Here is a 24576-nt window from a genome sequence, read left to right as displayed (position 1 = left end):
CCCCGGGACAGGTGGGCCGGGCAGGCCCTGCCCCGTTCCTTCACGGCCGCTGCCTCGGCGGTGCCCACGTCCCCCCGCCGTCCTCGCCCAGCCGGGACTCCAGTCGGCTGATGGCCGCCCGGACGCCCTCGCCGTAGGGGTCGTCGGTGAGGGCCGTGGCCGCTCCCCGCGCCCGCCGCAGGTGTGCGCGGGCGGCGTCGCGGTGGCCGAGTCTGTCGTAGTCGGCGGCCAGGTTGAGGTGCAGCGAGGGGTAGAGCGCGCGCACCACGAGGGCCCCCTCCCCCGAGGTGGTCCCGGCGTCGGTGATCTCCTCCGCCGCCGTCAGCGCGCGCAGGTCCCAGGCCAGTTCGTCGGCGGGATCGTCCTGCGTGTCGGCCAGGTAGTGGGCGAGGGTGCAGCGGTGCAGCGGGTCGCCGTGCTCCCCGATCTCCGCCCACAGGTCCAGGAACCGCTGCCGGGCCTCCTCCCGGTCCCCGGCGTGGTGCAGCATGACGACCTGCCCGATCCGCGTCGGCACGGCATCCGGCGCCGCCTGTCCCTGTCGCTCCACGGCCACGCCCTCCGCACCGCTCGCCCGCTGTTCCTCCCGACGCTAACGGCAGGAGGGGAGGATCCAGCTGAGGCCGCTCCGTACGTCGCCGGGGCGTCAGCCGTCAGCCCAGGTTCGGAATCGTCCAGTCGATCGGCTCGTGCCCCTGCGCCGCCACCGCCGCGTTGATCTGCGTGAACGGACGCGAGCCGAAGAACTTCTTCGCCGACAGCGGCGAGGGATGCGCGCCCTTGACCACCACATGCCGCGACTCGTCGATCAGCGGGAGCTTCTTCTGCGCGTAGTTCCCCCACAGCACGAACACGGCCGGGTCGGGCCGGCCGGCCACCGCGCGGATGACCGCGTCGGTGAACCTCTCCCAGCCCCGGCCCTTGTGCGAGTTGGCCTCACCGCCGCGAACGGTGAGCACCGCGTTGAGCAGCAGGACGCCCTGCCGCGCCCACGGCATCAGATAGCCGTTGTCCGGGATCGGCGTGCCCAGCTCCTCGTGCATCTCCTTGTAGATGTTCCGCAGGGACGGCGGGATCCGCACACCGGGCCGGACCGAGAAGCACAGCCCGTGCCCCTGCCCCTCGCCGTGGTACGGGTCCTGACCGAGGATCAGGACCTTCACCCTCTCGTACGGCGTGGCGTCCAGCGCGGCGAAGACCTCCTCGCGCGGCGGATAGACGGGACCCTTCGCCCGCTCCTCCTCGACGAACTCCGTCAGCTCCTTGAACCAGGGCTGCTGCAGCTCGTCACCCAGAACCCCGCGCCAGGACTCGGGCAGCATGGCGATGTCGGTCACGTCAACGTCCTCACGATGTGCGGTCACTTCCAGGCCACAGAACCTACAGGCGACCACTGACAACGTGCCCGGGAGAGCCCGGCGCCCGCCCGCCTACCAGGCGGTCTTGCGGTGCAGCTCCCACATCATCATGATCGTCGACGGGTCCATGGCCCGCTCCGCGCCCGAGATGTCCTGGCTGGCCGCCACGTACTGCCGGCCCTGCCACAGCGGCAGCAGCCGCGCGTCGTCCACGAGGATCCGCTGGGCCTCCTCGAACTCCTTCTCCACGTTCGCGCGATCGCTCTCGCGGCGCGACCGGGGGAGCAGGTCGCCGGTGATCTCGGGCGCCGGGTAGGGCGTTCCGAGGGCGTTCTGCTCGCCGACGAACGGCGCGATGAAGTTCTCGGCGTCCGGGAAGTCGGGGAACCAGCCACGCCCGAACACCGGGTACTCGCCCTTGCGGTAGCCCTCGACGTACGTCTTCCAGGGGCGGCTCTTCAGGGTGATCTCGAACAGGCCGGAGTCCTCGAGCTGACGCTCCAGCTCCTTGAACTCCGCCGCGGTCTCGGAGCCGTAGCGGTCGCTCGTGTACCAGAAGGTGAGCGGGACCCGCTGGTTGATGCCCGCGCCGGTGAGGATCTTGCGGGCCTTGGCGACGTCCGGGTCGCCGTAGTCGTCGAAGAAGCCCGTCGTGTGACCGGTGAGGCCCTTGGGGACCATGGAGTACAGCGGGTCGACGGTGTCCTTGTAGACCTTGTGGGCGATCGCCGCCCGGTCGACGACCTGCGCGATGGCCTGGCGCACGGCCTTGCGGTTGGCCCAGGAGTCCTTCGGGTTGAACACCAGGTAGTTGATGTCGGTGCCGGTGCCCTCGACGAGCTGGATCTCGTCCTCGTTGGAGGACTTGCTCTGGAGGTCGACCACGTCACCGGCGCCCAGACCGCGGTAGGTCACGTCGATCTGCTCGTCCCGCAGCGCCTTGACCATGGCGCCGGAGTCCTGGAAGTAGCGGATGGTCACCGCGTCGTTCCGGCGCTCGGCGTAGCCCTTGTAGCCGTCGTTGCGGACGAGGACGGCCTCCTTGCCCTCGTCGTACGAGTCGAGGGCGTACGGCCCGGAGCCGACGACGTCGCTGCCCTTGCGCAGGGAGTTCTCCGGGTAGGCGGCCGGGGAGACGATCGACATGGCAGGGGTGGCGAGCACGAACGGGAAGGTCGCGTCGGGCTTGTTGAGGTGGAAGATCACCTCGCGGTCGTTCGGCGCCTGGACGCGTTCGAGGCTGCCGAGCAGACCGGCGGGGCCGCCGTTGACGTTGATCTTGCGGATCCGGTCGAACGAGTACTTCACGGCCTGGGCGTCGAGCGCGTCGCCGTTGGAGAACTTCAGACCCTCGCGCAGCTCGCAGCGGTACACCTGGTTCGAGGAGTCGCTGAAGCCGCAACTCTCGGCGGCGTCCGGCTGGGGCTCGCTCGCGCCGGTCGGATAGCTCAGGAGCGTCTGGTAGATGTTGCGGAACAGCTCCCAGGAGCTGTCCCAGGAGGCCGCGGGATCGAGCGTGCTGGGAGCACTGGTGGTGCCCACGACGATCGGCCCCTCGTCCTCCGGAGTGTCGGACGACAGCACGCCGCACCCGGCGACCAGGGACGATATGGACGCGATGGCCGCCACCCGCCGCAGGCATCGGTTCCGGTTGAACACGCGCACGCTCCTCGATCTGCCATACCAAGGGTCGGCAGACCATACCGCAGTGCCGTGCCCGCTGACCCGCCCCGGGGCATGACTCCTTGATCGATAAACCTTTGACGACGTTGTCATCGCCCTTTGCCGGGACTTTACGCCGGCACGGACGCCGCCTGTACGCAGGGGCGCCCGTGCCGGGCCGTGTCATCGGCGGGTCAGCCCGTGCCGGCGTTGAGGAAGATGCCGCCGTCCACGACGAGCGTCTGGCCGGTGACCCAGTCGGACTGCCCGGAGGTGAGGAACGCCGCCGCGCCGCCGATGTCGGAGGGCACACCGAGCCGGCCGAGCGGGTAGGCCGCGGCGGCCTCCTCCTCCCGGCCCTCGTACAGCGCCTGGGCGAACTTGGTCTTCACGACGGCCGGGGCGATCGCGTTGACCCGCACCTTGGGCGCGAACTCGTGCGCGAGCTGCAGCGTCAGGTTGATCATCGCCGCCTTGCTGACGCCGTACGCGCCGATGAACGGCGAGGGCGACAGGCCCGCGACGGAGGCGATGTTGACGATCGCGCCGCCGTTGTCCTTCTGCCAGGCGTGCCAGGTCTTCTGGGCGAAGCCCAGCGCCGAGACGACGTTGGTCTCGAAGACCTTGCGGGCGACGTTCAGGTCGAGGTCGGCGATCGGCCCGAACACCGGGTTCGTGCCGGCGTTGTTGACCAGGAAGTCGACGCGGCCGAAGGCCTCCATCGTGCGCTCGACGGCGACGGCCTGGTGGGCCTCGTCGTGCGCCTTGCCCGCGACGTGGATCACGCGGTCGGCGCCGAGCTGCTCGACGGCCTCCTTCAGAGCGTCCTCGTTGCGGCCGGTGATGCACACGCGGTCGCCGCGTGCGACGAGCGCCTCGGCGACGCCGTAGCCGATGCCGCGGCTGGCGCCCGTGACGAGCGCGACCTTGCCGGAGAGTTCAGTCATGTCCGTGGGCTCCTGTGATCCCTAGTCGAGCGGTCCGCCGGCCACGTACAGCACCTGGCCGGAGACGAACCCGGCCGCCTCGCCGGTGAAGAAGGCGATGGCGTTGGCGATGTCCTCCGGCTCACCGACGCGCGCCACCGGGATCTGGGTGGCGGCAGCGGCCTTGAAGTCCTCGAAGCCCATGCCGACGCGCTCGGCGGTGGCCTTGGTCATCTCGGTGGCGATGAAGCCGGGAGCGACGGCGTTGGCGGTGACGCCGAACTTGCCGAGCTCCTTGGCGAGGGTCTTGGTGAAGCCCTGGAGGCCGGCCTTGGCGGCCGAGTAGTTGACCTGCCCGCGGTTGCCCAGCGCCGAGGACGACGACAGGTTGACGATCCGGCCGAAGCCCGCGTCCACCATGTGCTTCTGGCATGCCTTGGACATCAGGAAGGCGCCGCGCAGGTGCACGTTCATGACGGTGTCCCAGTCGGAGACGCTCATCTTGAACAGCAGGTTGTCGCGCAGCACGCCGGCGTTGTTGACCAGGATCGTCGGTGCGCCCAGCTCCTCGGTGATCCGCGCGACGGCCGCCTCGACCTGCGCCTCGTCCGAGACGTCGCAGCCGACCGCGATGGCCTTGCCACCGGCGGCGGTGATCTTCTCGACGGTGTCCTTGCAGGCCGCCTCGTCGAGGTCGAGCACGGCGACCGCGCGGCCCTCGGCGGCCAGTCGTACGGCGGTGGCGGCGCCGATCCCGCGCGCGGCACCGGTGACGACGGCGACCCGCTGCTCAGTGGTGGACATGACTGCTTCTCCTCAGATGAGCGACCGCTTAGTACCTTCAGTGGGTGTGACGCTAGAAGCCCTGGCACGCGGTGTCAACGGCCACGCTCGGCATGTGATCCATTACCCGCGCCTGCCCTGCCCGGCGACGCCCTGCGGGACACCCGCTCGGCCTACGGCCGCGCGCCACCGCGCCTCTGGGCGCCTAGCGTCGGAGCGCGACCCACTCGTGAAGGGAGGCACTCCATGCGCCGTCGTACCGGTGCCATAGGCACGCTGTTCGCGATCGCCGCCATCGTGCCGTTGGCCGACCCCGCTCATGCCAGGCAGGACCTGGACTGCCGCGACTTCTCCTTCCAGGAGGACGCGCAGGCCGTCTTCGACGCGGATCCGAGTGATCCCAACAGACTCGACGAGGACCAGGGCCCGGACGACGGCATCGCGTGTGAGGCCTTGTCCCACCGCGGAATCATCTTCCCCACCACCTCGCCCAGCCCCTCCGCCAGTCCCTCCGTCAGCCCCTCCGCTTCCGTCACCGCGACTCCAACCACCGCCCCGACCCGGGGCGTGCGAGGCGGGCTCGGGGGTGCGGTGGCCTCGGGGCCGAGCGACTGGGACATCGCCATCGGCCTGACCTTCGCGGCGGGTGCCGCCGTCGCCGCCGCCGGTTACGTGCTGAAGCGCCGCCGGCACTGACGGCCGGGGACACCGGTCACCTCACCAGCAGGTCCAGCAGACGTTCGGTCTCCGCCGCCGGGTCCGTGGTCAGGCCGGTGTGGACGGGGCCGGGCTGGACGATCGTGGAGCGAGGGGCGACCAGCCAGCGGAAGCGGCGGCCGGGGGCGTCGACCGCCGCCTGGCCGGCCGCGGAGCCGCCCGCGCACATGCCCTCCACGGCGCGCAGCGCGGCGTGGACGCCGGCCACGTCGGCCCGGGGGTCGAGGGCCAGCAGGCGCGCCTCGTCGAGGTGGGTGCGGGCGCCGACGTAGGACTCGGCGCGGCAGTAGACGAGCACCCCGGCGTTGATGCACTCGCCGCGCTCGACGCGCGGGACGACGCGCAGGACGGCGTACTCGTAGATCTGGCGGTCGCGCGTCCCGCCCTTGATGATGTGCCGGTCGCTCACGTGATCCCCTGGATGCGGTCGTGGATGACGGCGGCCCGTGCGAGCAGCGGCCGTGCATAGGCCCGCCTCAGCTCGTCCGGCGTACCGAAGCCGGGCTCCCCCGTCAGCCAGGCGTCCGGGATCCGCGCGGTGACGTCGGCCAGCAGTTCCTCGGTGACCCGGGGCGCCAACTCGGCCGCTGCGGCGGCGACATCGGGCCGGAAGGGCGCCAGGGCATGGTCGGAGGCGTCGTAGGGACGGGCCGCGGAGGCCTGCGCGCCGGGCCAGTTGTGGTGCCAGATCATGGTCGCCCCGTGGTCGACGAGCCACAGCTCGCCCCGCCACATCAGCAGATTGGGGTTGCGCCAGGACCGGTCGACGTTGTTGACCAGCGCGTCGAACCAGACGATCCGCCCGGCCTCCCCGGGACTCACCGGGAAGGCGAGCGGGTCGAAGCCGAGCGCGCCGGAGAGGAATTCCATGCCGAGGTTGGTGCCGCCGCTGGACCTGAGCAGGCTCTGCACCTCCTGGTCGGGTTCGCCGAGCCCCAGCTCCGCGTCGAGCTCGACCGTGACCAGGCGTGGCACCCGCAGCCCGAGCCGGCGGGCGAGTTCCCCGCAGACCACCTCGGCGACGAGTGTCTTGCGCCCCTGTCCCGCGCCGGTGAACTTCAGGACGTACGTCCCGAAGTCGTCGCCCTCGACGAGTCCCGGCAGCGAACCGCCCTCACGCAGGGGCGTGATGTAGCGGGTCGCGGTGACCTCGTTCAACATTTTTCGACTGGCATGGGGGTCTTCCTGCTTTCCGAGCAGTCCATCGATGGCAGTGGGCCCGCTGCTTCCGGCCTCGGCAATCAAGTGAGCATAGTAACCGAGGGTGATCACGGGTCAGGGGCGCAGGCGGGCGGTGCCGGCTGCTGACCCGGCCGGTGCGCCGCCGGGGTGTGCCGGGTGCCGCGGGAGCGGCAGTTCATTTTCCTTTCCGTTCGCAATGGGCACGGAAAGAAACCGGACAACGCGGCCGCCCGGCCCCCGGCCTCGCGGTGGCAGTCCGGAACCCGACAGCGAACCGACAGCTCCGCTTTACCCGCGTCGTTCCACGAACCGGTCAGGATTCCGACACTGTCTGAACAGCCGGTCCCCAGCGGCCGTACCTCTCGGCAGATCACGAACCCGCGGAAGGAACGTCAGCATGACCAGCGAATCAGTTCAGCCGAAGTCGGGACCGAGCCGCCGTACCCTCGTGGCGGCGGTGGGCGCGGCAGGGCTCACCGTGGGGCTGACGGCGTGCGGATCGGACGACAAGGCCTCCGACTCGTCGACCGAGCAGGGCGCCGGCGGCGGCTCGTCGCCCGAGGCGGGAGCCGGGGGCGCGGCACTCGCGAAGACCACCGACATCCCCGAGGGCAGCGGCAAGATCTTCAAGGACCAGAAGGTCGTGGTCTCGCAGCCGGCCGCGGGCGACTACAAGGCCTTTTCGACGATCTGCACCCACCGGGACTGCCCGATGGTGGACCTCAAGGACGACATCATCTCCTGCACCTGCCACGGCAGTCAGTTCTCCGTCCTCGACGGCAGCGTGAAGAAGGGTCCCGCGGTCGAGCCGCTGGAGGCGAAGCAGATCAGCGTGAACGGCGACTCCATCACGCTTGCCTGACCCCACCCGGACGCTCCAGAGACGCCAGCACCTCGTCCGTGGTCGCGACCGTGGCGACCAACGCGAGGGTGTGGCGGATCATCGCGGGGGTGTAGTCGAACGGCACTCCCGCGATGGCATCCGCCGGGACGACGGCGGTGTAGCCGCGGTTCACGGCGTCGAACACGGCGTTGGGAACGGCCACGTTGGCCGAGACCCCGGTGACGATCAGCGTGCGGCAGCCGAGGTTGCGCAGCAGCGGGTCGACGTCGGTGCCCTGGAGGGGCGACAGCCCGTGCAGGCGCCGTACGACGAGGTCCTCCTCGGCGACCTCGATCGGGGTTGCGACCCGCACCGCCGGCGTGCCGGACACCTGCTGGACGGGCAGGCGTTCGGCGGCCCGGAACAGGCGGGCGTTGCGGCTGGCCCCGCGACCGTCGGGGCGGCGCTCGGCGATGGCGTGGACGACCTGGACGCCTCCTCGGTGGGCGGCGTCCACCAGCCGCGCGATGTTGGCGAGCACCCCGCCGGCGCGTGCCTGCGCGGCGAGTTCCGGCAGTGCGCTGTCCGCTCCGACGACGCCCTCCTGGCACTCGACGGTGAGCAGCACGGTGGTCCGCGGATCGAGGAGTTCGCTGAGCTCTGTGTACGCGGGCACGGTTCCCCCTGGGCGCCGGCGGCTGGGCGCGCGAGCGTAGCCACCATTGCGCACGGACGGAAGAGAACACATTCTTTTCTGACGTGATGTCAGAGGATCTCCTCTGACGCGACGTGAGAGAAGAAGGAAAGAGGGGGAGCATGACCGTCACTCAGCAGCGCCGCGGCCGGAAGATCATGATGACGCCCGGCGAGCTGGACGATTTCCTCACCACCCAGCGCACCTGCCGGGTCGCCACGGTGTCGGCCGACGGCGCCCCGCATGTGAGCACACTGTGGTTCGCCTGGGACGGCACCTCGATGTGGCTGTACTCGGTCGTGCGCAGCAAACGGTGGACCGACCTGCGGCGCGACCCCCGGGTGGCGATCGTCGTCGACACCGGCGAGGAGTACGACGAACTGCGCGGCGTCGAGCTGTCGGGCACCGCCGAGTTCGTGGGCGAGATCCCGCGCACCGGCGAGCTGCGCGCCGAACTCGACGTCCCCGAGACGTTGTTCGCCCGGAAGAACTTCGGCCTGGAGGAGATGCCGCACGACGGCCGGCACGCCTGGCTGCGTCTGACGCCGCAGAAGATCGTCTCCTGGGACTTCCGCAAGCTGGCGGCGCAGTAGAGAGGCGGCCCCGGCTCAGCCGAGGCTCTCCCCCGCCGCCTGAAGGGCCTTCACCGCGGCCCGGATCGACGGGCGGCGGTCGGCGTCCGCCCGCCAGACCACGTACACATGCCGCCGGACCCGCTGCCTGACGGGGACGGTCACGACCCCGGCGGGCACGGGACGGCGTCCGAGCAGCGGGGCGACGCACACGCCCAGACCCGCGGCGACCAGCGCGAGCTGGGTGTGGGTCTCGGCGGCGCGGTGGCCGACGAGCGGCTCGATGCCCTTCGAGCGGAGCGTGAACATCAGCCACTCGTGGCAGAACTCCCCCTCGCCCCAGGTGATCCACTCGTCGTCGGCGAACTCGGCGAGGTCCACTTCGTCACGCCCGGCGAGCCGGTGGTCCGCGGGCATGGCGACATCGGCCGGGTCGTCCATGATCGGTGCCTTGACCAGGCCGTCCGGCAGCGCCATCGGCTTGTTGTACCAGTCGAGCACCACGGCGAGGTCGAGGTCGCCGCGCACCACCCCGGCGATGCTGCGCTCCGGTTCCAGCTCGCAGGAGCGCAGCCGGAGCGCGGGATGCCGCTCGCGCAGCGCGGACAGCGCGAGCGGGAACAGGCCGCGGGCGGCCGTCGGGAACGCCGAGAGTCTCAGCTCGCCGGCGACCTGTCCGCGCTGCGCCTCCAGGTCGGACTGGGCGAGTTCGACCTGGGACAGGATGCGCGCGGCGTGCTCGGCGAGCAGCCGCCCCGCGTCGGTGAGGCGCACGCCCCGGCCGTTCTTGGCCAGGAGCTGCTGGCCGACCTCCCGCTCCAGCTTGGACATCTGCTGGGAGACGGCGGAGGTCGTGATGTGCAGGCCCTCGGCCGCGCCGCTGACCGAGCCGTGCCGGGCGAGGGCGTCGAGAGTGCGCAGGCGCTCCAAGTTCAACATGTAAGCAATACTACGCAATTACGGGTACGAAATTTCGATTGTGCTACGAGGTTCCTGCCCCGCATCGTGGTCCCATGAGCACCGTCACCACCCCCGGCCGGGTCACCACCCCCTCGGGCGACCACCCCCGTCGCCGCCTCGACTGGCGTCTGCGCTTCGCCGCCCTGTCCCTGATCTGGGGCTTCAGCTTCCTCCTCATCAAGGTGGGCACCGAGGGGTACGCACCGTTCCAGGTCACGCTCGGCCGACTGGTGTTCGGCACGGCGGTGCTGGCCGCCGCGATGGCGGTGCGTCGCGAGCGACTGCCGCGCGGGGCGCGCACCTGGGGGCATCTGGCGGTCGCCGCGTTCCTGCTCAACGCCCTGCCGTTCTCGCTGTTCGCGTACGCCGAGCTGACCATCCCGTCCACGCTGGCGGGCATCTGCAACGCGACCTCGCCGCTGTGGGGCATGGCACTGTCGCTGGTCGCCCTGTCGGAGGACCGCCCGACCCGGGTGCGGGTCGCCGGGCTCGGCCTCGGCTTCCTCGGGGTGCTCACGGTGCTGGGCGCCTGGCAGGGCTTCCACGGCCTGGACGCCGGCGGCACGGCGCTGGCCCTGCTGGCCTCGCTCAGCTACCCGATCGGCTGGATCTACGTCCGCCGCACCCTAGCCGGTACCAGCCACTCACACCTGTCGATGACCGGCGCGCAGTTGCTGCTCGCGACGGTACAACTGGCCGTCGTCACACCGCTGTTCACGACCCTGCCGACCAGCCTGTCCGCCGGGCCGCTGCTGGCGATCGCCGCCCTGGGCGCACTGGGCACGGGCCTCGCCGTCCTCCTCCAGTACGGCCTGGTCGCCGAGGTCGGGCCGACGACCGCCCAGATGGTCACGTACTTCATCCCGGTCATCGCCACGGCCGCGGGCGTCGCCCTCCTCGACGAGTCGCTCACCTGGTCGACACCGGTCGGGGCGGTCATCGTCCTGATCGGTGCGGCACTCACACAGGTACGGCCGAAGCCTCGGGCACAGCGGCTCCGGGCCGACACCTGCGACCCAGCCGGGAAGCCTCAGACGTAACTCCGTGCCGGAGCCGGTTCGAGAGCCGAGGCGATCGCGGCGGCGAGCGCCTCGGTCTCGTCCTCGGTGAGCGTCGAGACGGTGACCCGGATGCCCGGCGGTGCGCTCAGCCGGAAGCGGGCGCCGGGGGCGACGGCCCAGCCGGCGTGCAGCAGCCGCGCCACGGCACCGGTCTCGTCCGGCACGGGCACCCACACGTTCAGACCGCTGCGTCCGTGCGCCACGACACCGCGCCGGCCGAGCGCGCCGATCAGCACGTCCCGGCGCCTGCCGTACGCCGCCGCCACCGCGCGCGTGTCCACCGCCCCGTCGGCCCACAGCCGCACCAACGCCCGCTGCATCAGCCGACTCACCCAGCCGGGCCCGAGCCGCTGCCGGCCGCGGACCCGGTCGACGGTGACGGCGTCCCCGGTGAGCAGGGCGAGGCGCAGATCGGGTCCGTAGGCCTTGGCGACCGAGCGCACGAACGCCCAGTGCCGGGTGGCGCCCCCCAGGGGGTGCAGGGGCACGTCGACGATGCCGTGCCCGTGGTCGTCCTCGATGAGGAGGGTCTCCGGGTGCTCCTGGAGCACGGACCGCAGGGCACGCGCACGCGTGGCGCTGACCGCCGCGCCGGTCGGGTTCTGCGCCCGGTCGGTGACGATCAGGGCGCGCGCCCCGGCCTCCAGCGCCCGCCGTACGTCGTCGGCACGGGGCCCCTCGTCGTCGACCCCTACGGGGACGGTCCTGAGCCCCAGCGCCGGCACGAGGTCGAGGGTGCGGCCCCAGCCGGGATCCTCCACGGCGACGGTGTCGCCGGGCTTGAGGTGGGCCGCGAGCACCCGCTCGACCCCGTCGAGCGCCCCGGAGACCACGGTGAGCGGCCCCTCCGGTACCCCGTCGGCGTCGAGAGCGGCGCGGGCGATCCGGGCCAGCTCCGGCTCCAGCGGGTCGGCCCCGTACAGGACCGGCGCGCGGTCGCCCTCGGCGGCTGCCGCCGCGAACGCCCCGGCGAGCGGCGGCAGCAGCGCCGGGTCCGGATTGCCGTTCGCCACGTCGCGCACGCCGTCGGGGACGTCCACCCTGATGTGGTCCCGCCCGGTCGTGGCCGGCGCGGGCCGCACCCGGCTGCCGCGCCGGCCCGCGGTCTCGATGACCCCGCGCTCGCGCAGGGTCCGGTACGCGGCCGCGACCGTGTTGGGATTCACCCCCAACTGCTCCGCCAACTCCCGCATGGGCGGCAGCAATTGACCCGGCGGCAGCTCACCGCTGCCCACCGCCCGCTCGATGCTCGCGGAAATGTCCGCTGCGCGACGCCCACTGATCCGATATTCTCCTAGCACAAAGCTAATTATGCACTAGTACAATGGAGAGCGCATGGGGACCACGCAGACGCCGTCGCAGTCCGCCGCCTACACCCCGACCGACCGCACCGTCCCCACTCGCTCGGCGGACCGGGCCTCGTACGACAAGGACCTGGTGCACTCGCTGCTCGACGAGGCGTACGTCTGCCACCTGGGCTTCGTCCGCGACGGCGCGCCGGTGGTACTGCCGACGCTGTACGCCCGGGTCGGCGAGCGGCTCTATGTGCACGGCTCGACGGGCTCGCGCCCGCTGCGGGAGGCCGGCCAGGCCGACCCGGGTCTCCCGGTCTGCCTGACCGTCACGCACGTCGACGGGCTGGTCCTGGCCCGCTCGGCCTTCCACCACTCGATCAACTACCGCTCCGTGGTGGTGCACGGCGTCGCCCACGACGTGACGGACCCCGAGGAGAAGCGGCAGGCCCTCGACGCCCTGGTCGACCACGTCGTACCGGGCCGCTCCGCCGACTCGCGGCCGGCCAACAGGAAGGAGCTGGCCGCCACCGCGGTGCTCCGCCTGGACCTGGACGAGGTCTCCGCCAAGGTCCGCACCGGCGGAGCGAACGACGAACCCGAGGACCTCGCCCTCCCCCACTGGGCCGGCGTCGTCCCGCTGCGCAAGGGCTACGACGCCCCGGTCCCCAACCCCGACCTGGCCCCCGGCACCGAACTGCCCGACTACTTGCGGGCACGGTGAGGTCGAAGCCCTTCAGGGGCGCGGGGCCGCGCTGGTGTGCGGCCCCGCCGCGATGGGGGTCCCTGGTTCCTCGGGCGCCCTCGCACCCCGCGCCTCCCCCACCGCGAGCCCCGTGACCGAGCCCAGCATCAGCAACGTGCCGGCCAGCGTCGCCACCGTGAGGCGCTCGCCGAGCAGGACGACGGCGAGCACCGCCGCGCTCACCGGCTCCAGCAGCATGATCACCGAGACGGTGGCCGACCGTACGACGGCCGCACCCGCGAAGTAGAGGCCGTAGGCGAGGGCCGTGGGGACGGCGGCGACGTACGCCAGCAGCACCAGGACCCGGCCGGGTTCCGCGGTGTGCGGCAGCAGCCCCTCTGCCACGGCGAACGGCAACAGGCACAGGCTCGTGACGGCGAAGACCCCGACGGTCGTCCCGGAGGCGTCGGCCTCACCGTCCCGGCCCCACCGGCGGGTGAGCAGCGTCATCAGGCTGTACCCGGCCGCCGACACCAGCGCGAGCAGCACGCCCCACGGGCGCACGGCCGTGCCCCCGCCGCCGAGGACGAGGACCGCGAGTCCGGCGAGAGCGCCCGCGACGGCCGCCGTCCCGCCCCGGCCGAGGCGCTCGGCGAGCGTCAGCCGGGCGCCGAGCGCGATGAGCACGGGCCCGGCGCCGAGGGTGACGACCGTGGCCACGGCGAGACCGGTGGCGGAGACTGCCGCGAAGTAGGCCGTCTGGAACACCGCGAGCCCGAGCCCGGTGACCCCGGCCCGCAGCGCCCGGCGGCCGATCGGCCCGCGTACGGCGTCCTGGGCGCGCGGCCGGACGAGGCGGACGGCGAGCAGCAGCACGAGACCGGCGGCGCAGCGCCAGAAGGAGAGGGCGACGGGCCCCATGTCACTGGCCCGGTAGACCAGTGAGGCGGCCGCGCCCGCGGTGCCCCAGGCGACACCGGCGACGATCAGATAGAGGAGGCCTCGCCCGACGGGCAGGCCGGATGCAGTGTTCGACACGTGTTCTCTCCGCAGACGCGCACGGCGCACCGCACGGCATCGGCGGCGGCTGGTGCGCGGAAGTTCGGGAAGGGCCCCGGATCACGTCGGATCAGCGGGGTCCGCGGACTTCGTCTGCGGGCAGCACCGTTCGGCCCGGCGGTGACACGCCGGGCGCGGTTTCCGGAGGGCCCGCCTCAGGCGGCCGGAGGCGGGAGAACGAGTGCGCTCGAAGGCATGATCGGCACCCTATGCGGCCGTTCCGGGCCGGGACAACTTCCTTTCCGGGCCGCCGCTCGCCACCGGCCTTTCGGAGCCCTTCGCAGGCGTCGAGGACTGCGCGATGAACGCGCCCGCCAGCACGATCACGCCACCGGCGAGCTGCGGTGCCGACAGGTGCTCGCCCAGCAGGATCCAGGCCAGGACGGTGGCGATGACCGCTTCGAGACAGGCCACGACACCGGCGACCTGCGGGGAGAGCCGGCGCACGGCGAGCACGCCCGTGACGTACGCGACGACCGTGGCGACGAGGACGATCCAGGCGAGCAGGGCGACCGCGGCGACGGGCGTGCCGTCCATGCGCGCGGTGCCCGTGAGCACGGCCCAGTCCATGCTCCAGGGCCGGGTGACGGCGGTCAGTACGGCCGCACCGACGAGCAGGCCGTAGGCGATGACGCCGAGCGGGTCGGGCGCCTCGTCCCCGGCGTCGCTGCCCTGGTCGGAGAGGACGAAGTAGCCGACCTGGCAGCAGGCCGCGCCGAGTGCGAGCAGCAGCCCCAGGGCGTCGAAGCGGAGCCCCGACCACACCTCGACGACACAGGCGAGCCCCCCGACCGCGAGGACGACACCGACCGCTGCGGCACGCGTCACGGGCCGCCGCTGCACGAACCGCACCCAGCCCAGCACGAGGGCGGGCGCCAGGTACTCGATGAGCAACGCCACCCCGACGGGGATACGGGAGAGCGAGGCGAAGTAACAGGCCTGGACACCGGCGACGGCCAGCAGCCCGAACCCCGCGAGCAGTCCGGGGCGGCGGCGCGGCAGCGCACGGTGGCGCACGGCGAGCGGCAGCATCACCAGGGCCGCCCCGGTCACGCGCAGCCACACCACGTGCAGCGGGTCCAGGCCCGCCTCGATCAGCGGCTTGGCCGCGACACCGGATCCGCCGAAGGCGACCGCGGACAGGAGCGCGAGGCCGAGCCCGACCCCCTTGCCGTGCCTGCTGGGGCTGCTGTCAGACGTACGCACCGGCACATGATGACAGGCCCTGACAGGAGCGTCACCCCCTATGGCACCTGTCTCACTGCCTGGACGCGAGAGGCTGCTCCGCACAGGCGGTCAGCAAGGACCTTCGCCCCCTCGGACGCACTCCTGAGACCTGTCGGCACCCTCCTCGGACCAGGCGACGCGTTCCTGAGGCCGCGCGGACCAGCCGTCGATCCGGGCGAGCACCTCGTGCGGGTCGATCCCGGCGCGTCGGAGCACCTCGACGGCGCGCGCCTGTGAGTCGACGACGATCGCCGCGAGCAGGTCGACGCCGCGGGCCGGACCGCCGTGCCGCGCGGCCCGTTCGCAGGCGTACTCCATCGAGGCCGCGGCGAGCGGCGAGTAACCCGCGGTCCCCGTCACGACGGGTACGGCGCCGGAGTCCTCGACGCCGCTCTGCCAGCGCAGGCCGTAGCCGATGCTGCGCTGGACGAGGTAGCCGAGCAGCCGCGCGATCTGCGGCCCGTCGCCGCAGACGGCACGCGCCTCGGAGTCGGACTCCAGCAGCGAGTGGAGCAGATGGGCGGTGTCGATCTGCCGGTCCGCGTCCCTGACCGCTCTCCGGCGGGCACCGGTGATCACCGATGCCAGCTCGTCACTGAACCTGGCATCACTCTCCGCGCGGTGGATGCCGTGCTCTAGGGCCGACTGGCGGGGGATACGGGGTTGCACATCCCCTACCCCATCAGTCCCGAGGGCCCGGGTCATCCCCGGAGGGAAGCATTTCGGCGTCCCACAGGAAGTGGACATCGCCGGCCGGAATCTCCTCCTTACGGAGGACATCAGGCTGTTTCACCCGGCAGTCAGAACAGGCCTGACAGTTCGTCAGTATTGAACATTACGACCGTCGCGGCTACGTTCCGCGACATCCAGCCCGACGTGAAGAGGTGGTCGCATGGCCGAAGTCAGCGCGGAGGCCCGCATCGGGGCACCGCCCGAGAAGGTGTGGGCCGGACTCACGGACTGGTCCGCGTACGGCGAGTGGAACGCGACCCACACGAGCTTCCCGGCGGGCGGCCCCGAACCCCTCGAAGTGGGTTCGACGTTCCGGGAGAACATGCGGCTCATGAACTTCCCGGCCGAGGTGGAGTGGACCGTCGAGGCACTGGAAGCGGCCCGGGTGCTCGCCATCCGCGGCAAGGGCCCGATGGGCGTGACCGTCGCGACGCGCTACACCCTCACGCCCGACGGCGACGCGACGGCGGTCCGCATCGACGGCGAGTTCACGGGCGCGACGGTGTCGCTGATGGCGGGCAAGCTCAAGGACTCGGCGACGGCCGCCCTGAACGAGTCGCTGCGCAAGCTGGACGGGTTGGTGACCTGACACGCCAGGCAGTCCGGCGCAGGCCGAGGCGCCCCGCGGATCACTCCACGGGGCGCCTCATGAGTCCACGTCAGTGCTCGTCGTCAGCCCTCGTCAGTCCTCGTCGGCGAGGATCAGATACAGCTTCTTGCGGGCCTCGTTGATGACGCCGAGCGCCTTCTCCCGCTGCTCCTTGCTGCCGGTCTTCCAGACCTGGCCGAAGGCCTCCATGAGACCGAAGCCGGCCTGGCGGATCTCCCCGAGGGCCTCCCAGTCGACCCCGCGGGAGGCCTCCTCCCAGGGCGCCTCGGGCCCCTCTTCGGCCGCGGCCCGGCCCGCCTCGGTGAGCGAGAACAGCTTCTTGCCGCCCTCGGACTCACTGGTGATCAGGCCCTCGTCCTCCAGCAGCTGAAGGGTGGGGTACACCGAGCCGGGACTGGGCTTCCACGCCCCGCCGCTGCGCTCGGCGATCTCCTGGATCATCTCGTAGCCGTGCATCGGCCGGTCCTTCAGCAGGGCCAGGATCGAGGCCCGTACGTCACCGCGCCGCGCCCTTCCCCTCGGTCCCCCGCGTCCTCGCCCGCCCCAGGGCCCGGGACCGAAACCCGGGCCACCGGGTCCGCCCCAGCCGGGACCACCCGGCCCGAAGGGCCCGAAGGCCGCACGCAGCCCCTCGAAACCGCCCCGGCCACCGTGACGGGGTCCACCGTGGCCATGCCCGTGCTCGAATCCGTGAGTATGCATCGCAAACACTCTCCATTCCATCGTTGATCTGTCGCGATGCCTCAACGATATATCGGTAGTGTCCGCATGGCAAGCCCCGGACCACGGGTCGTCGATGCGCGTGCGGTCGGCCAAGCAGATGCAGGCCTCCGCCGCGGTTGGGACCTGGGGCGACCAGAACGGTTGAGGCACCTGGGTGGCCGAAAAAAACTCAGTCGATCTGGACCCTGGCCCATGAATACTGGCTGTCGTCTCAGTGATCCGGTCTGCTTCCGGCGCTTCGAATGGGACTAGCGGAGGGGCTGCGAGATGACCATGCACGATGACCAGGTGGACGTGACCACCGACATCGTTGCGGCCTTGATCCAAGAGCAGTTCCCTCAGTGGAGCGGCAAGGCGATCCAACCCCTGTCGTCGACCGGGACGGTCCACGCCATCTTCCGCATCGGAAACGACCTTTCTGCGCGCTTCCCACTGCGCCTGGCCGATGCTGCCGATGTGCTGACGGTGCTGGAACGGGAAGCCCGGGCGAGCGCGGAGTTGGCACAGGTGTCTCGGTTCCCCGCCCCGGAACCCGTCGCCTTGGGAAAGCCCGGAGCCGGTTACCCCATGCCGTGGTCGGTCCAGACATGGCTGCCGGGAACGGTCGCCTTTGATGCCGACCCGAGTGGGTCGGACGCTTTCGCCGAGGACCTTGCGGCCTTCATCGCAGCCCTGCGGGACGCCGGGACGCGGGGGCGGCTTTTCAGCGGTGAGAATCGTGGCGGCGTCCTCGCCCACCACGACGATTGGATGGCGGAGTGCTTCGAGGAGAGTGAGGGGCTGCTCGACGTGCCCCGGCTGCGCCGGGTGTGGAGTCAGTTTCGGGAGTTGCCACGCACGGGTGCCGACGTGATGAGCCATGGTGACTTGATTCCCGGCAATGTACTGGTCGCGGGAGACCGGCTCTGCGGCGTACTCGACACCGGCGGCTTCGGCCCGGCCGACCCCGCGCTGGATCTGGTCAGTGCCTGGCACCTGTTGCAGTCAGGCCCGCGAGAAGTGCTCCGGCGGACACTGGTCTGTGACGATCTGGAGTGGGAGCGCGGCAAGGCATGGGCGTTCGAACAGGCGATGGGCCTTGTCTGGTACTACGCCGAGAGCAATCCGACGATGAGCAGAATGGGGCGCCGGACACTCGACCGCATCCTGGAGTCGATGGAGTGATGTCGCCCCGACCGTAGGCCGTCATAGAGAAGATCGCCTGCCGCCCGGGGACACCTCCGTCAGACCTTCTGCACGCGGGTGGTCTCGGCGCCGAGGAGCGTGCCGTCGGCGCCGGTCGGCACGATCTCCGGCACGGGGGTGCCGTACCGGTCGACGAGGGTGGAGTGAGTCTCGCCGGGGGCGAAGGCGTGGCGTTCTCCCCACTGGCGCAGGGTGACGATGACCGGGAAGAGGTCGCGGCCGGCATCGGTGAGTACGTACTCCTGGCGGCGCCCCGATGGTGCGGCGCGCTGCACGAGGACCCCGTGAGCGGTGAGCTTGCGCAGTCGGTCCGTGAGGATGTTGCGGGCGATGCCGGTCCGGCGCTGGAACTCGGTGAACGATCGCGCCCCGTCCATCGCGTCACGGACGACGAGAAGGCTCCACCTGTCGCCGACGAGGTCGAGTGTGCGGGCGACGGGGCAGCCGGGGTCGGTCCAGTCGGGGTTCGAGGCGCGCGTGGCGGTACGCGGCATGGCACCTCCCAATGAGTTGCGGATTGAAACTATTCTGCCGTACGGTCAGGTCAGTTGCAATCTGCTACTGATTGGGGTCGGGGAGCTATGGACGCGTGGCGGCGGTTGCTGCTCGCGGTGGTGTGTGGTGTCGCCGTGGCGAGCATCTACGCCGCCCAGCCGGTTCTGGCGCCGATGGGACGCGACCTCGGTGTGCCGACGGAACTCACCGGGTGGATCGTCGCGGCCGGCCAGTTCGGCTATCTGGCAGGCCTGGTGCTCCTGGTGCCGCTGGGCGATGTGGTCGACAGGCGTCGGCTCATCGCCGTGCACCTGGCGATCACGGCCGTGGGCATGATCCTTACGGCCTCGGCGTCAGCAGCCTGGGTGGCGTTCGCGGGACTCACTGCGGCTGGGGTGTTCGCGGTCGTGGTGCAGACCACCGTGGCCTACGCCGCGTCGGTGTCGCTGCCCGCCGAGCGCGGACGGAACATCGGTGTCGTGACCTCGGGCGTCGTCGTCGGCATCCTCGGTGCGCGGGTCGTCACCGGCACTCTCGCCGAGCTGTGGGGCTGGCGGAGCGTCTATGCCGTACTCGCGGTGCTGTCACTCGGGCTCGCAGCCCTCGTCCTCGCGGCGCTGCCGACGGACGAGCGCCTCACGCCACCTGCGGGGTACCGGCAGGTCGTCGCCTCGCTCGGCGGGCTGTTCCGGCAGCGTGCCTTCCTCACGCGCGGGGTCATCGCGTTCTTCTTGTTCGCGTCGTTCGGGACCCTGTGGAGCGGACTCTCCCTGCCGCTGGCGGACCCGCCGTGGCAGCTGAGCGAGAGCCAGATCGGGCTGTTCGGCATCGCCGGGCTCGCCGGCGCGCTCGGCGCGGCACGCGCGGGACGGTGGGCGGATGCCGGGCGGGCGGCCCCGGTCACCGGTCTCGCGCTCGCCCTGCTCATCCTCTCCTGGGCAGCGGTCGCGCAACTGCCGTGGTCACTGTGGTTCCTCATCGCCGGGATCGTGGTTCTCGACTTCGCCGTCCAGGCCGTGCACGTGAGCAACCAGCACCTGCTCACCACCGCGTATCCGGACCGCGTCAGCAGCGTCATCGGCGGCTACATGGTCTTCTACTCACTCGGCTCCGCCCTCGGCGCGGCCGCGACGACCGCCGTGTTCACCACCTACGGCTGGGCGGGCTCCAGCCTCCTCGGGGCGGGATTCGCGGCCTGCGCACTGGCCGTCCGGGCGACCGACAGGCGACCGCTCCGCGTCGCCCTCGGTGAGCGCCTGGCGAGAGAGGAGGCTCGTGAGTGAATCGGGCCAGGACTCGCCGATTGGCCTTGGTCCGCCGCTTCGGCGAGCCTCTAGCGTCGGGGCATGCGGATTCGAATCGTCGACGCCTTCACCGATCGCCCCTTCTCCGGAAACCCGGCCGGAGTCGTTCTTCTGAACGACGCGGACGCCTTCCCGGACGACACCTGGCTCCAGAACGTCGCCCTGGAGGTCAACCACGCCGAGACGGCCTTCGCGCACCCCCTCCCCGAGGGCGGGGAGGCCGACTGGGCGCTGCGCTGGTTCACGCCGGCCACCGAGGTCGCGATGTGCGGCCACGCGACCCTGGCCACCGCCCACGTCCTGCACACCACCGGCATCCACGTGGGCCCGGTACGGTTCGCCACCCGCAGCGGCGTCCTCGCCGCCACGCCCGCCGAGGACGGCTCCGTCACGCTGGACTTCCCGACGGCTCCCCTCACCCGGATCGACCCGCCGGACGGCCTCGCCGAGTCCCTGGGCACCGAGCCGCTCACGGTCCTCGACACCGGCCCGAACATCGGCGACCTGCTGGTCGAGGTCGCAGACGAGAAGACGGTGCACGGCCTCGTCCCCGACCTCAAGGCCCTCGCCGCCCACTCCGAGCGCGGCGTCATCGCCACGGCCCGCGCGGACGACCCCGACCGGGGCTACGACTTCGTCTCGCGCTGCTTCTTCCCGAACGTCGGCATCGACGAGGACCCGGTGACCGGCAGCGCGCACACGGCGCTCGCCCCGTTCTGGTCCGAGCGCCTCGACAGCCCCCGCCTCACCGGCCTCCAGGCCTCGCCCCGCTCCGGCCGCGTCCGCACAGAGCTGCGCGGCGAGCGCACCCTGCTGTCCGGCAGGGCGGTCACCGTCATCGAGGGCGAGCTGCTGGCCTGAGACGCCCCTCCCCCGGGTGTCTCACGCCGTCGGAAGCCACCCGACCTTGCCCGCCAGCAGGGCGTAGCCCACGAAGGCACCGATGTCGAGCAGCGAGTGGGCCACCACCAGCGGGCCCACCCGACCCCAGCGTCGGTACAGGTAGACGAACACCACGCCCATGACCATGTTGCCGATGAAGCCGCCGATGCCCTGGTAGAGGTGGTACGAGCCGCGCAGGACCGAGCTGCCGACCAGCGCGGCCGTCGGCGTCCAGCCCAGCTGGCCGAGGCGGCGCAGCAGGTAGCCGACGACGATCACTTCCTCCAGTACCGCGTTCTGGATCGCCGAGAGGATCAGCACGGGGTACTTCCACCACACGGCGGGCAACGCCTCGGGGACCACCGTGAGGTTGAAGCCGAGGCCGCGGGCGGCCAGGTAGAAGGCGATGCCCGTGCTGCCGATGACCGCCGCGATCGCCGCCCCGCGGCCGAGGTCGGGCCAGGGCCGGGTGCGGTCGAACCCGATGGCGCGCAGGCCCGCGCCCTCGCGCAGCAGGAAGTGCGCGACGAGTACGACGGGCACGAGCGCGGTGGTGATCCCGAAGAGCTGCCAGGCCAGGTCGAGCCAGGGACGGCCGGGCGCGGCCGAGGCGTTCATCGTGGCCGCCTGGTCCTTCAGCCCGCCGGGCTTGGTGACCGAGCCGATGAAGCTGATCAGGGCGGAGACTCCGCTCGCCCCCAGCGAGAGCGCCAGCACGAGCAGCGTCTCGTTGCGGAGCATCCGCCGCGAGAGACGCTGCTGGGGAATGGAATCGTCGGCCACCGGGCCCGCCTCCGCCTGCACACCTGCCTCCACTTCACCGACCTGTCGGATCAGTATGAGGCCGGCGGTGCACCGGCCCAGCGGCGCGTCAACCCAACGGCACCGGCTCCGGCAGCCCCACGGGCCAGGTGTGCACCGGCTCCCCCTTGTGCATCAGCTCGCGATAGCGCCGGGTCGTGGCGGCCAGCGCGGACCCGCGCGAGTGGCCCGCGTCCAGCGCCTTGTGGAAGGTCGCGGCCTGCCAGCTCGCCCCGTTCACCCTGCGCCGGCACCGCTCCTCGATCACACCCAGGTACAGGTCGCGGTCGGCCGGCTCCACGCCCCACGCGTCCAACCCGGCCTCGGCGAGCGGCAGCAGTTCGTCGCGGACCAGGCTCACCGCGTCGACCTGCGCGGTGCCGCCGTAGCGGCCGCGCCGGGGCCAGGTGAAGCGGGCGTCGATGCCGTCCTTGCACGCGGCGTCGAAGTTGGCGGCGGCCGCCTCGAACGGCAGCCGGGCCCACACCGGCCGGGCCTCCTCGGCGAGGGCGCGGACGACGCCGTAGTAGAACGCGGCGTTGGCGACGACGTCGATGACGCTGGGCCCGGCGGGCAGGACGCGGTTCTCCACGCGCAGGTGGGGGACGCCGTCGGCGATGCCGTACACCGGGCGGTTCCAGCGGTAGATCGTGCCGTTGTGCAGGACGAGCTCGGCGAGCGACGGGGTGCCGCCCTGGTCGAGCACCTCCAGCGGGTCCTCGTCGTCGCAGATCGGCAGCAGCGCCGGGTAGTAGCGCAGGTTCTCCTCGAACAGGTCGTACGCCGAGGTGATCCAGCGCTCCCCGAACCAGGTGCGTGGCCGGACGCCCTGGGCCTGGAGTTCGGGCGGGCGGGTGTCGGTGGACTGCTGGAACAGCGGGGGCCGCGACTCGCGCCACAGCTCACGGCCGAAGAGGAACGGCGAGTTGGCGCCGACGGCGATCTGCGCGGCGGCGACCGCCTGGGCCGCGTTCCACACGTCGGCGAAGCGGGCGGGGGTGACCTGGAGATGCAGTTGCACGGAGGTGCAGGCGGCCTCCGGCGCGATGGACTTGGAGGTGCAGCTGAGGTGCTCCACGCCGGCGATGTCGAGGGTGAACTCCTCGCCGCGGGCGGCCACGATCTGGTCGTTGAGGAGGGTGTAGCGGTCGACGTCGGAGAGGTTCGACGACACCAGGTCGTCCCGGTCGAGGGTCGGCAGAATACCGATCATCACGATTCCCGCATCGACCTCACCGGCTTTCCGGTCGGCATATGCCAGTGACGTACGGAGTTCCTCCGCGAGCCGGTCGAATACCCGACCTCCCAGACGGTGTGGGGGAATGTTGACTTCCAGGTTGAACATGGCGAGTTCTGTTTGGAAATCGCGGCTCGCGATACGCTCCAGGACTTGCGCGTTCAACATTTTCGGCATGCCGTCGGCGCCCGCGAGATTCAACTCGATCTCCAGCCCCATGAGGTTCTTGGGGCGATCGAACCGCTTCTCCGCCAGGAGTCGCTCCAAGCCCGTCAGGCACCGACGGAGCTTGTCGCGGTAGCGCTGGCGATCGGACAGGTCGAACCGGCCTGCCACGACCTTCTCCCCCATCGATGCGTCCCTCCTCGGATGATGCGGGCCGAAGATCCGGCCGCCGGGGTCCCGGTCAGGTGGAGGATGCCCAGCGAAAGCGATCGATAACGTCCCGGACGGACCCGTCGACCGCTACGCTGGTCACGTATGACCGGTGGCACATTCACTCGGCATGACGCGTCAAGCCCGGGTTTCGGGATCACGCGAACTCGTGAAAAACGCCGACGAGAATAGGCCGACCGCCCCGCGGGCATTCGCCGAGGTCATCGCCGCACACACCCGCGTGGAATCGGGATAATTCTCGCGTATCGCCGACCGAATGTACCCTTGTTCTACTCACCGGAAACGGCTAGACGAAACACAGTCTGAACCCGTGTCGTATAAACTCCGCGAACAGGCAGAAGGTTGGCGCCCACGGTCGATGGGTCATGCCGTCGAGGCCTTGTTCGGCGGACCCCACCCCCCTCTCGTTCTTGAGACCCCGGCCCCTGCCTCTCTGACCTTCGTGAGCTGACAGCGCCGTCCGCCCCCGCCCTCGTGCCACCGTGCCTTTGAAATGAGAGGCGACCCACCATGCCGCTGCATGTCCCCCCGGCTCCCGCGCCCGCACTCCGTTCCGTACTGACTGCGCTCTCCTCTCCCACCGCGGTCGTCGAGGCCCGAACTCCCTCCCTGCTCCGCGCCCAGGGACCCGCCACTGCGGAGCTCCCCCTGCCCGTCCACGTCCTCGACCGCGTCACGGCCGAGGGGGTGTCGGCCACCCGGCTGGCCGGGTGGCGCTTCCTGATCCGCTGCGGCGACGGTGCGGTGGCCGCCGCGGACACCGTGCTGACCCCCGACGGCTGGGCCTTCTCCCGGTTCTTCGAGGGCCCGTACATCGCCTCCACCGAGCGTGCCCTGCGCCAGGCCGAGACGATGCCGCAGCCGTACCAGCCGCGCCTGTTGTCCGTGCCCGGCCTGTACATGCTGACGCTCTGGCTGCACGAGGACTGCACCGCCGACGGCGCCGCCGGCCATCCCGCCGCCACCGATCTGCTCGTCCCACTCGCCCCCGCACCTCCCGGTATCGCGGCCCATCGCCCGCACCGCGTCGCCGAGCTGCTCCCGGTGCTGACCCACCGGGTGACTCCGACGCGGCTGCTCGGCTCACCCGCCTGAAGCGCCGCGCCCCGAAAGTCTCCGCACCGAAGCCCTCCGCACCCCGTCGCCGAATTCTCCGGCGGCGGGGTCGCCCTTTTTCCGCTCGGTCGCCCTTTCCCGCTCGTACGAGCAC

The 24576-nt window shown here is 71.3% G+C and carries 27 protein-coding genes; 10 read left to right on the top strand and 17 right to left on the bottom strand.

From position 1 onward, the window contains the following. Window positions 1-40: 40 nt before the first annotated feature. From SCNRRL3882_RS34425 to fabG, 5 genes are all read right to left on the bottom strand, one after another. Complete coding sequence (locus SCNRRL3882_RS34425; RefSeq protein ID WP_010041282.1) at window positions 41-556, bottom strand: tetratricopeptide repeat protein; 516 nt, start codon at window positions 554-556, stop codon at window positions 41-43. 97 nt (window positions 557-653) lie between these two features. After that, window positions 654-1337: a uracil-DNA glycosylase gene (gene ung / locus SCNRRL3882_RS34420; RefSeq protein ID WP_010041283.1), complete on the bottom strand. Its 684-nt coding sequence runs from the start codon at window positions 1335-1337 to the stop codon at window positions 654-656. Window positions 1338-1430: 93 nt separating this feature from the next. Beyond that, window positions 1431-3017, bottom strand: coding sequence for an ABC transporter substrate-binding protein (locus SCNRRL3882_RS34415; protein ID WP_029181267.1), 1587 nt, complete (start codon window positions 3015-3017; stop codon window positions 1431-1433). A 197-nt stretch (window positions 3018-3214) separates the two neighbouring features. Beyond that, entirely contained in the window at window positions 3215-3967 is a 753-nt protein-coding gene (locus tag SCNRRL3882_RS34410) for an SDR family oxidoreductase (RefSeq protein ID WP_010041286.1), read from the bottom strand. A 21-nt stretch (window positions 3968-3988) separates the two neighbouring features. After that, window positions 3989-4750, bottom strand: coding sequence for a 3-oxoacyl-ACP reductase FabG (gene fabG / locus SCNRRL3882_RS34405; protein WP_010041288.1), 762 nt, complete (start codon window positions 4748-4750; stop codon window positions 3989-3991). Window positions 4751-4975: 225 nt separating this feature from the next. Here fabG and SCNRRL3882_RS34400 point away from each other — a divergent pair, with 225 nt between their 5' ends. Continuing rightward, the gene (locus SCNRRL3882_RS34400) at window positions 4976-5425 is read left to right on the top strand and encodes a hypothetical protein (protein WP_010041289.1); all 450 of its coding nucleotides are present in this window, start codon (window positions 4976-4978) and stop codon (window positions 5423-5425) included. A 16-nt stretch (window positions 5426-5441) separates the two neighbouring features. Here the strand turns inward: SCNRRL3882_RS34400 and SCNRRL3882_RS34395 are convergent, their stop codons facing one another. Both SCNRRL3882_RS34395 and SCNRRL3882_RS34390 read right to left on the bottom strand, forming a co-directional pair. After that, window positions 5442-5855 (bottom strand): DUF3037 domain-containing protein, encoded by a 414-nt coding sequence (locus SCNRRL3882_RS34395; protein WP_010041291.1) that lies wholly within the window; start codon window positions 5853-5855, stop codon window positions 5442-5444. Then, window positions 5852-6607, bottom strand: a complete 756-nt coding sequence (locus SCNRRL3882_RS34390; RefSeq protein WP_010041295.1) for a HipA family kinase — start codon at window positions 6605-6607, stop codon at window positions 5852-5854. The genes SCNRRL3882_RS34395 and SCNRRL3882_RS34390 overlap by 4 nt, the downstream gene beginning before the upstream one ends. Window positions 6608-7025: 418 nt before the next feature. On the opposite strand from SCNRRL3882_RS34390, the gene SCNRRL3882_RS34385 reads away from it, so the two are divergent. Further along, complete coding sequence (locus SCNRRL3882_RS34385) at window positions 7026-7490, top strand: Rieske (2Fe-2S) protein (protein ID WP_010041297.1); 465 nt, start codon at window positions 7026-7028, stop codon at window positions 7488-7490. On the opposite strand, the gene SCNRRL3882_RS34380 is transcribed toward SCNRRL3882_RS34385, so the two are convergent. After that, window positions 7477-8127, bottom strand: a complete 651-nt coding sequence (locus tag SCNRRL3882_RS34380) for a cysteine hydrolase (protein WP_010041299.1) — start codon at window positions 8125-8127, stop codon at window positions 7477-7479. The two genes, SCNRRL3882_RS34385 and SCNRRL3882_RS34380, sit on opposite strands and share 14 nt — an antisense overlap. 140 nt (window positions 8128-8267) lie before the next feature. Here SCNRRL3882_RS34380 and SCNRRL3882_RS34375 point away from each other — a divergent pair, with 140 nt between their 5' ends. Then, the gene (locus tag SCNRRL3882_RS34375; protein WP_010041301.1) at window positions 8268-8738 is read left to right on the top strand and encodes a pyridoxamine 5'-phosphate oxidase family protein; all 471 of its coding nucleotides are present in this window, start codon (window positions 8268-8270) and stop codon (window positions 8736-8738) included. A gap of 15 nt (window positions 8739-8753) precedes the next feature. Here the strand turns inward: SCNRRL3882_RS34375 and SCNRRL3882_RS34370 are convergent, their stop codons facing one another. Then, window positions 8754-9656 (bottom strand): LysR family transcriptional regulator, encoded by a 903-nt coding sequence (locus SCNRRL3882_RS34370; RefSeq protein WP_010041303.1) that lies wholly within the window; start codon window positions 9654-9656, stop codon window positions 8754-8756. A gap of 74 nt (window positions 9657-9730) precedes the next feature. On the opposite strand from SCNRRL3882_RS34370, the gene SCNRRL3882_RS34365 reads away from it, so the two are divergent. Next, a complete protein-coding gene (locus SCNRRL3882_RS34365; RefSeq protein WP_010041305.1) occupies window positions 9731-10717 on the top strand; it encodes a DMT family transporter in 987 nt (328 codons plus the stop codon). On the opposite strand, the gene SCNRRL3882_RS34360 is transcribed toward SCNRRL3882_RS34365, so the two are convergent. Then, complete coding sequence (locus SCNRRL3882_RS34360) at window positions 10708-12039, bottom strand: aminotransferase class I/II-fold pyridoxal phosphate-dependent enzyme (RefSeq protein ID WP_029181268.1); 1332 nt, start codon at window positions 12037-12039, stop codon at window positions 10708-10710. The genes SCNRRL3882_RS34365 and SCNRRL3882_RS34360 overlap by 10 nt on opposite strands. Window positions 12040-12073: 34 nt before the next feature. Between SCNRRL3882_RS34360 and SCNRRL3882_RS34355 the strand changes: the two genes are divergently transcribed. After that, window positions 12074-12754, top strand: a complete 681-nt coding sequence (locus tag SCNRRL3882_RS34355; protein WP_010041310.1) for a pyridoxamine 5'-phosphate oxidase family protein — start codon at window positions 12074-12076, stop codon at window positions 12752-12754. A gap of 12 nt (window positions 12755-12766) precedes the next feature. On the opposite strand, the gene SCNRRL3882_RS34350 is transcribed toward SCNRRL3882_RS34355, so the two are convergent. From SCNRRL3882_RS34350 to SCNRRL3882_RS34340, 3 genes are all read right to left on the bottom strand, one after another. Beyond that, window positions 12767-13753, bottom strand: a complete 987-nt coding sequence (locus SCNRRL3882_RS34350) for a DMT family transporter (RefSeq protein WP_010041311.1) — start codon at window positions 13751-13753, stop codon at window positions 12767-12769. 228 nt (window positions 13754-13981) lie between these two features. After that, on the bottom strand, window positions 13982-14986 hold the full coding sequence (locus SCNRRL3882_RS34345) for an EamA family transporter (protein ID WP_010041312.1): 1005 nt from the start codon (window positions 14984-14986) through the stop codon (window positions 13982-13984). Between the two features lie 84 nt (window positions 14987-15070). After that, entirely contained in the window at window positions 15071-15670 is a 600-nt protein-coding gene (locus SCNRRL3882_RS34340; RefSeq protein ID WP_078602855.1) for a Clp protease N-terminal domain-containing protein, read from the bottom strand. A 223-nt stretch (window positions 15671-15893) separates the two neighbouring features. On the opposite strand from SCNRRL3882_RS34340, the gene SCNRRL3882_RS34335 reads away from it, so the two are divergent. Beyond that, window positions 15894-16322, top strand: coding sequence for an SRPBCC family protein (locus tag SCNRRL3882_RS34335; protein ID WP_010041317.1), 429 nt, complete (start codon window positions 15894-15896; stop codon window positions 16320-16322). A 93-nt stretch (window positions 16323-16415) separates the two neighbouring features. Here SCNRRL3882_RS34335 and SCNRRL3882_RS34330 read toward each other — a convergent pair whose 3' ends face one another. Continuing rightward, window positions 16416-17045: a PadR family transcriptional regulator gene (locus SCNRRL3882_RS34330; RefSeq protein ID WP_029181269.1), complete on the bottom strand. Its 630-nt coding sequence runs from the start codon at window positions 17043-17045 to the stop codon at window positions 16416-16418. Between the two features lie 288 nt (window positions 17046-17333). Here SCNRRL3882_RS34330 and SCNRRL3882_RS34325 point away from each other — a divergent pair, with 288 nt between their 5' ends. Continuing rightward, a complete protein-coding gene (locus SCNRRL3882_RS34325; protein WP_010041321.1) occupies window positions 17334-18230 on the top strand; it encodes an aminoglycoside phosphotransferase family protein in 897 nt (298 codons plus the stop codon). 59 nt (window positions 18231-18289) lie between these two features. Here SCNRRL3882_RS34325 and SCNRRL3882_RS34320 read toward each other — a convergent pair whose 3' ends face one another. Beyond that, window positions 18290-18745: a winged helix-turn-helix transcriptional regulator gene (locus SCNRRL3882_RS34320; protein ID WP_010041323.1), complete on the bottom strand. Its 456-nt coding sequence runs from the start codon at window positions 18743-18745 to the stop codon at window positions 18290-18292. An 87-nt stretch (window positions 18746-18832) separates the two neighbouring features. Between SCNRRL3882_RS34320 and SCNRRL3882_RS34315 the strand changes: the two genes are divergently transcribed. Next, window positions 18833-20029 carry an MFS transporter gene (locus tag SCNRRL3882_RS34315; protein ID WP_010041325.1) on the top strand — a complete coding sequence of 399 codons (1197 nt, stop codon included), beginning with the start codon at window positions 18833-18835 and terminating at the stop codon, window positions 20027-20029. A 63-nt stretch (window positions 20030-20092) separates the two neighbouring features. Then, window positions 20093-20911, top strand: coding sequence for a PhzF family phenazine biosynthesis protein (locus SCNRRL3882_RS34310; protein WP_010041327.1), 819 nt, complete (start codon window positions 20093-20095; stop codon window positions 20909-20911). A 21-nt stretch (window positions 20912-20932) separates the two neighbouring features. Here SCNRRL3882_RS34310 and SCNRRL3882_RS34305 read toward each other — a convergent pair whose 3' ends face one another. Both SCNRRL3882_RS34305 and SCNRRL3882_RS34300 read right to left on the bottom strand, forming a co-directional pair. Further along, window positions 20933-21736 carry a CPBP family intramembrane glutamic endopeptidase gene (locus SCNRRL3882_RS34305; RefSeq protein WP_010041329.1) on the bottom strand — a complete coding sequence of 268 codons (804 nt, stop codon included), beginning with the start codon at window positions 21734-21736 and terminating at the stop codon, window positions 20933-20935. A 67-nt stretch (window positions 21737-21803) separates the two neighbouring features. Continuing rightward, window positions 21804-23321 (bottom strand): glutamate-cysteine ligase family protein, encoded by a 1518-nt coding sequence (locus SCNRRL3882_RS34300; protein WP_010041330.1) that lies wholly within the window; start codon window positions 23319-23321, stop codon window positions 21804-21806. A 555-nt stretch (window positions 23322-23876) separates the two neighbouring features. Between SCNRRL3882_RS34300 and SCNRRL3882_RS34295 the strand changes: the two genes are divergently transcribed. Beyond that, complete coding sequence (locus SCNRRL3882_RS34295; RefSeq protein WP_010041331.1) at window positions 23877-24461, top strand: hypothetical protein; 585 nt, start codon at window positions 23877-23879, stop codon at window positions 24459-24461. The last annotated feature ends 115 nt before the right edge of the window (window positions 24462-24576 follow it).

The organism is Streptomyces chartreusis NRRL 3882, from assembly GCF_900236475.1.
GTDB classification, from domain to species: domain Bacteria; phylum Actinomycetota; class Actinomycetes; order Streptomycetales; family Streptomycetaceae; genus Streptomyces; species Streptomyces chartreusis_D.
Note: the sequence above shows the minus strand (reverse complement) of the source record. Positions and strands in the feature narration are given on the sequence as shown.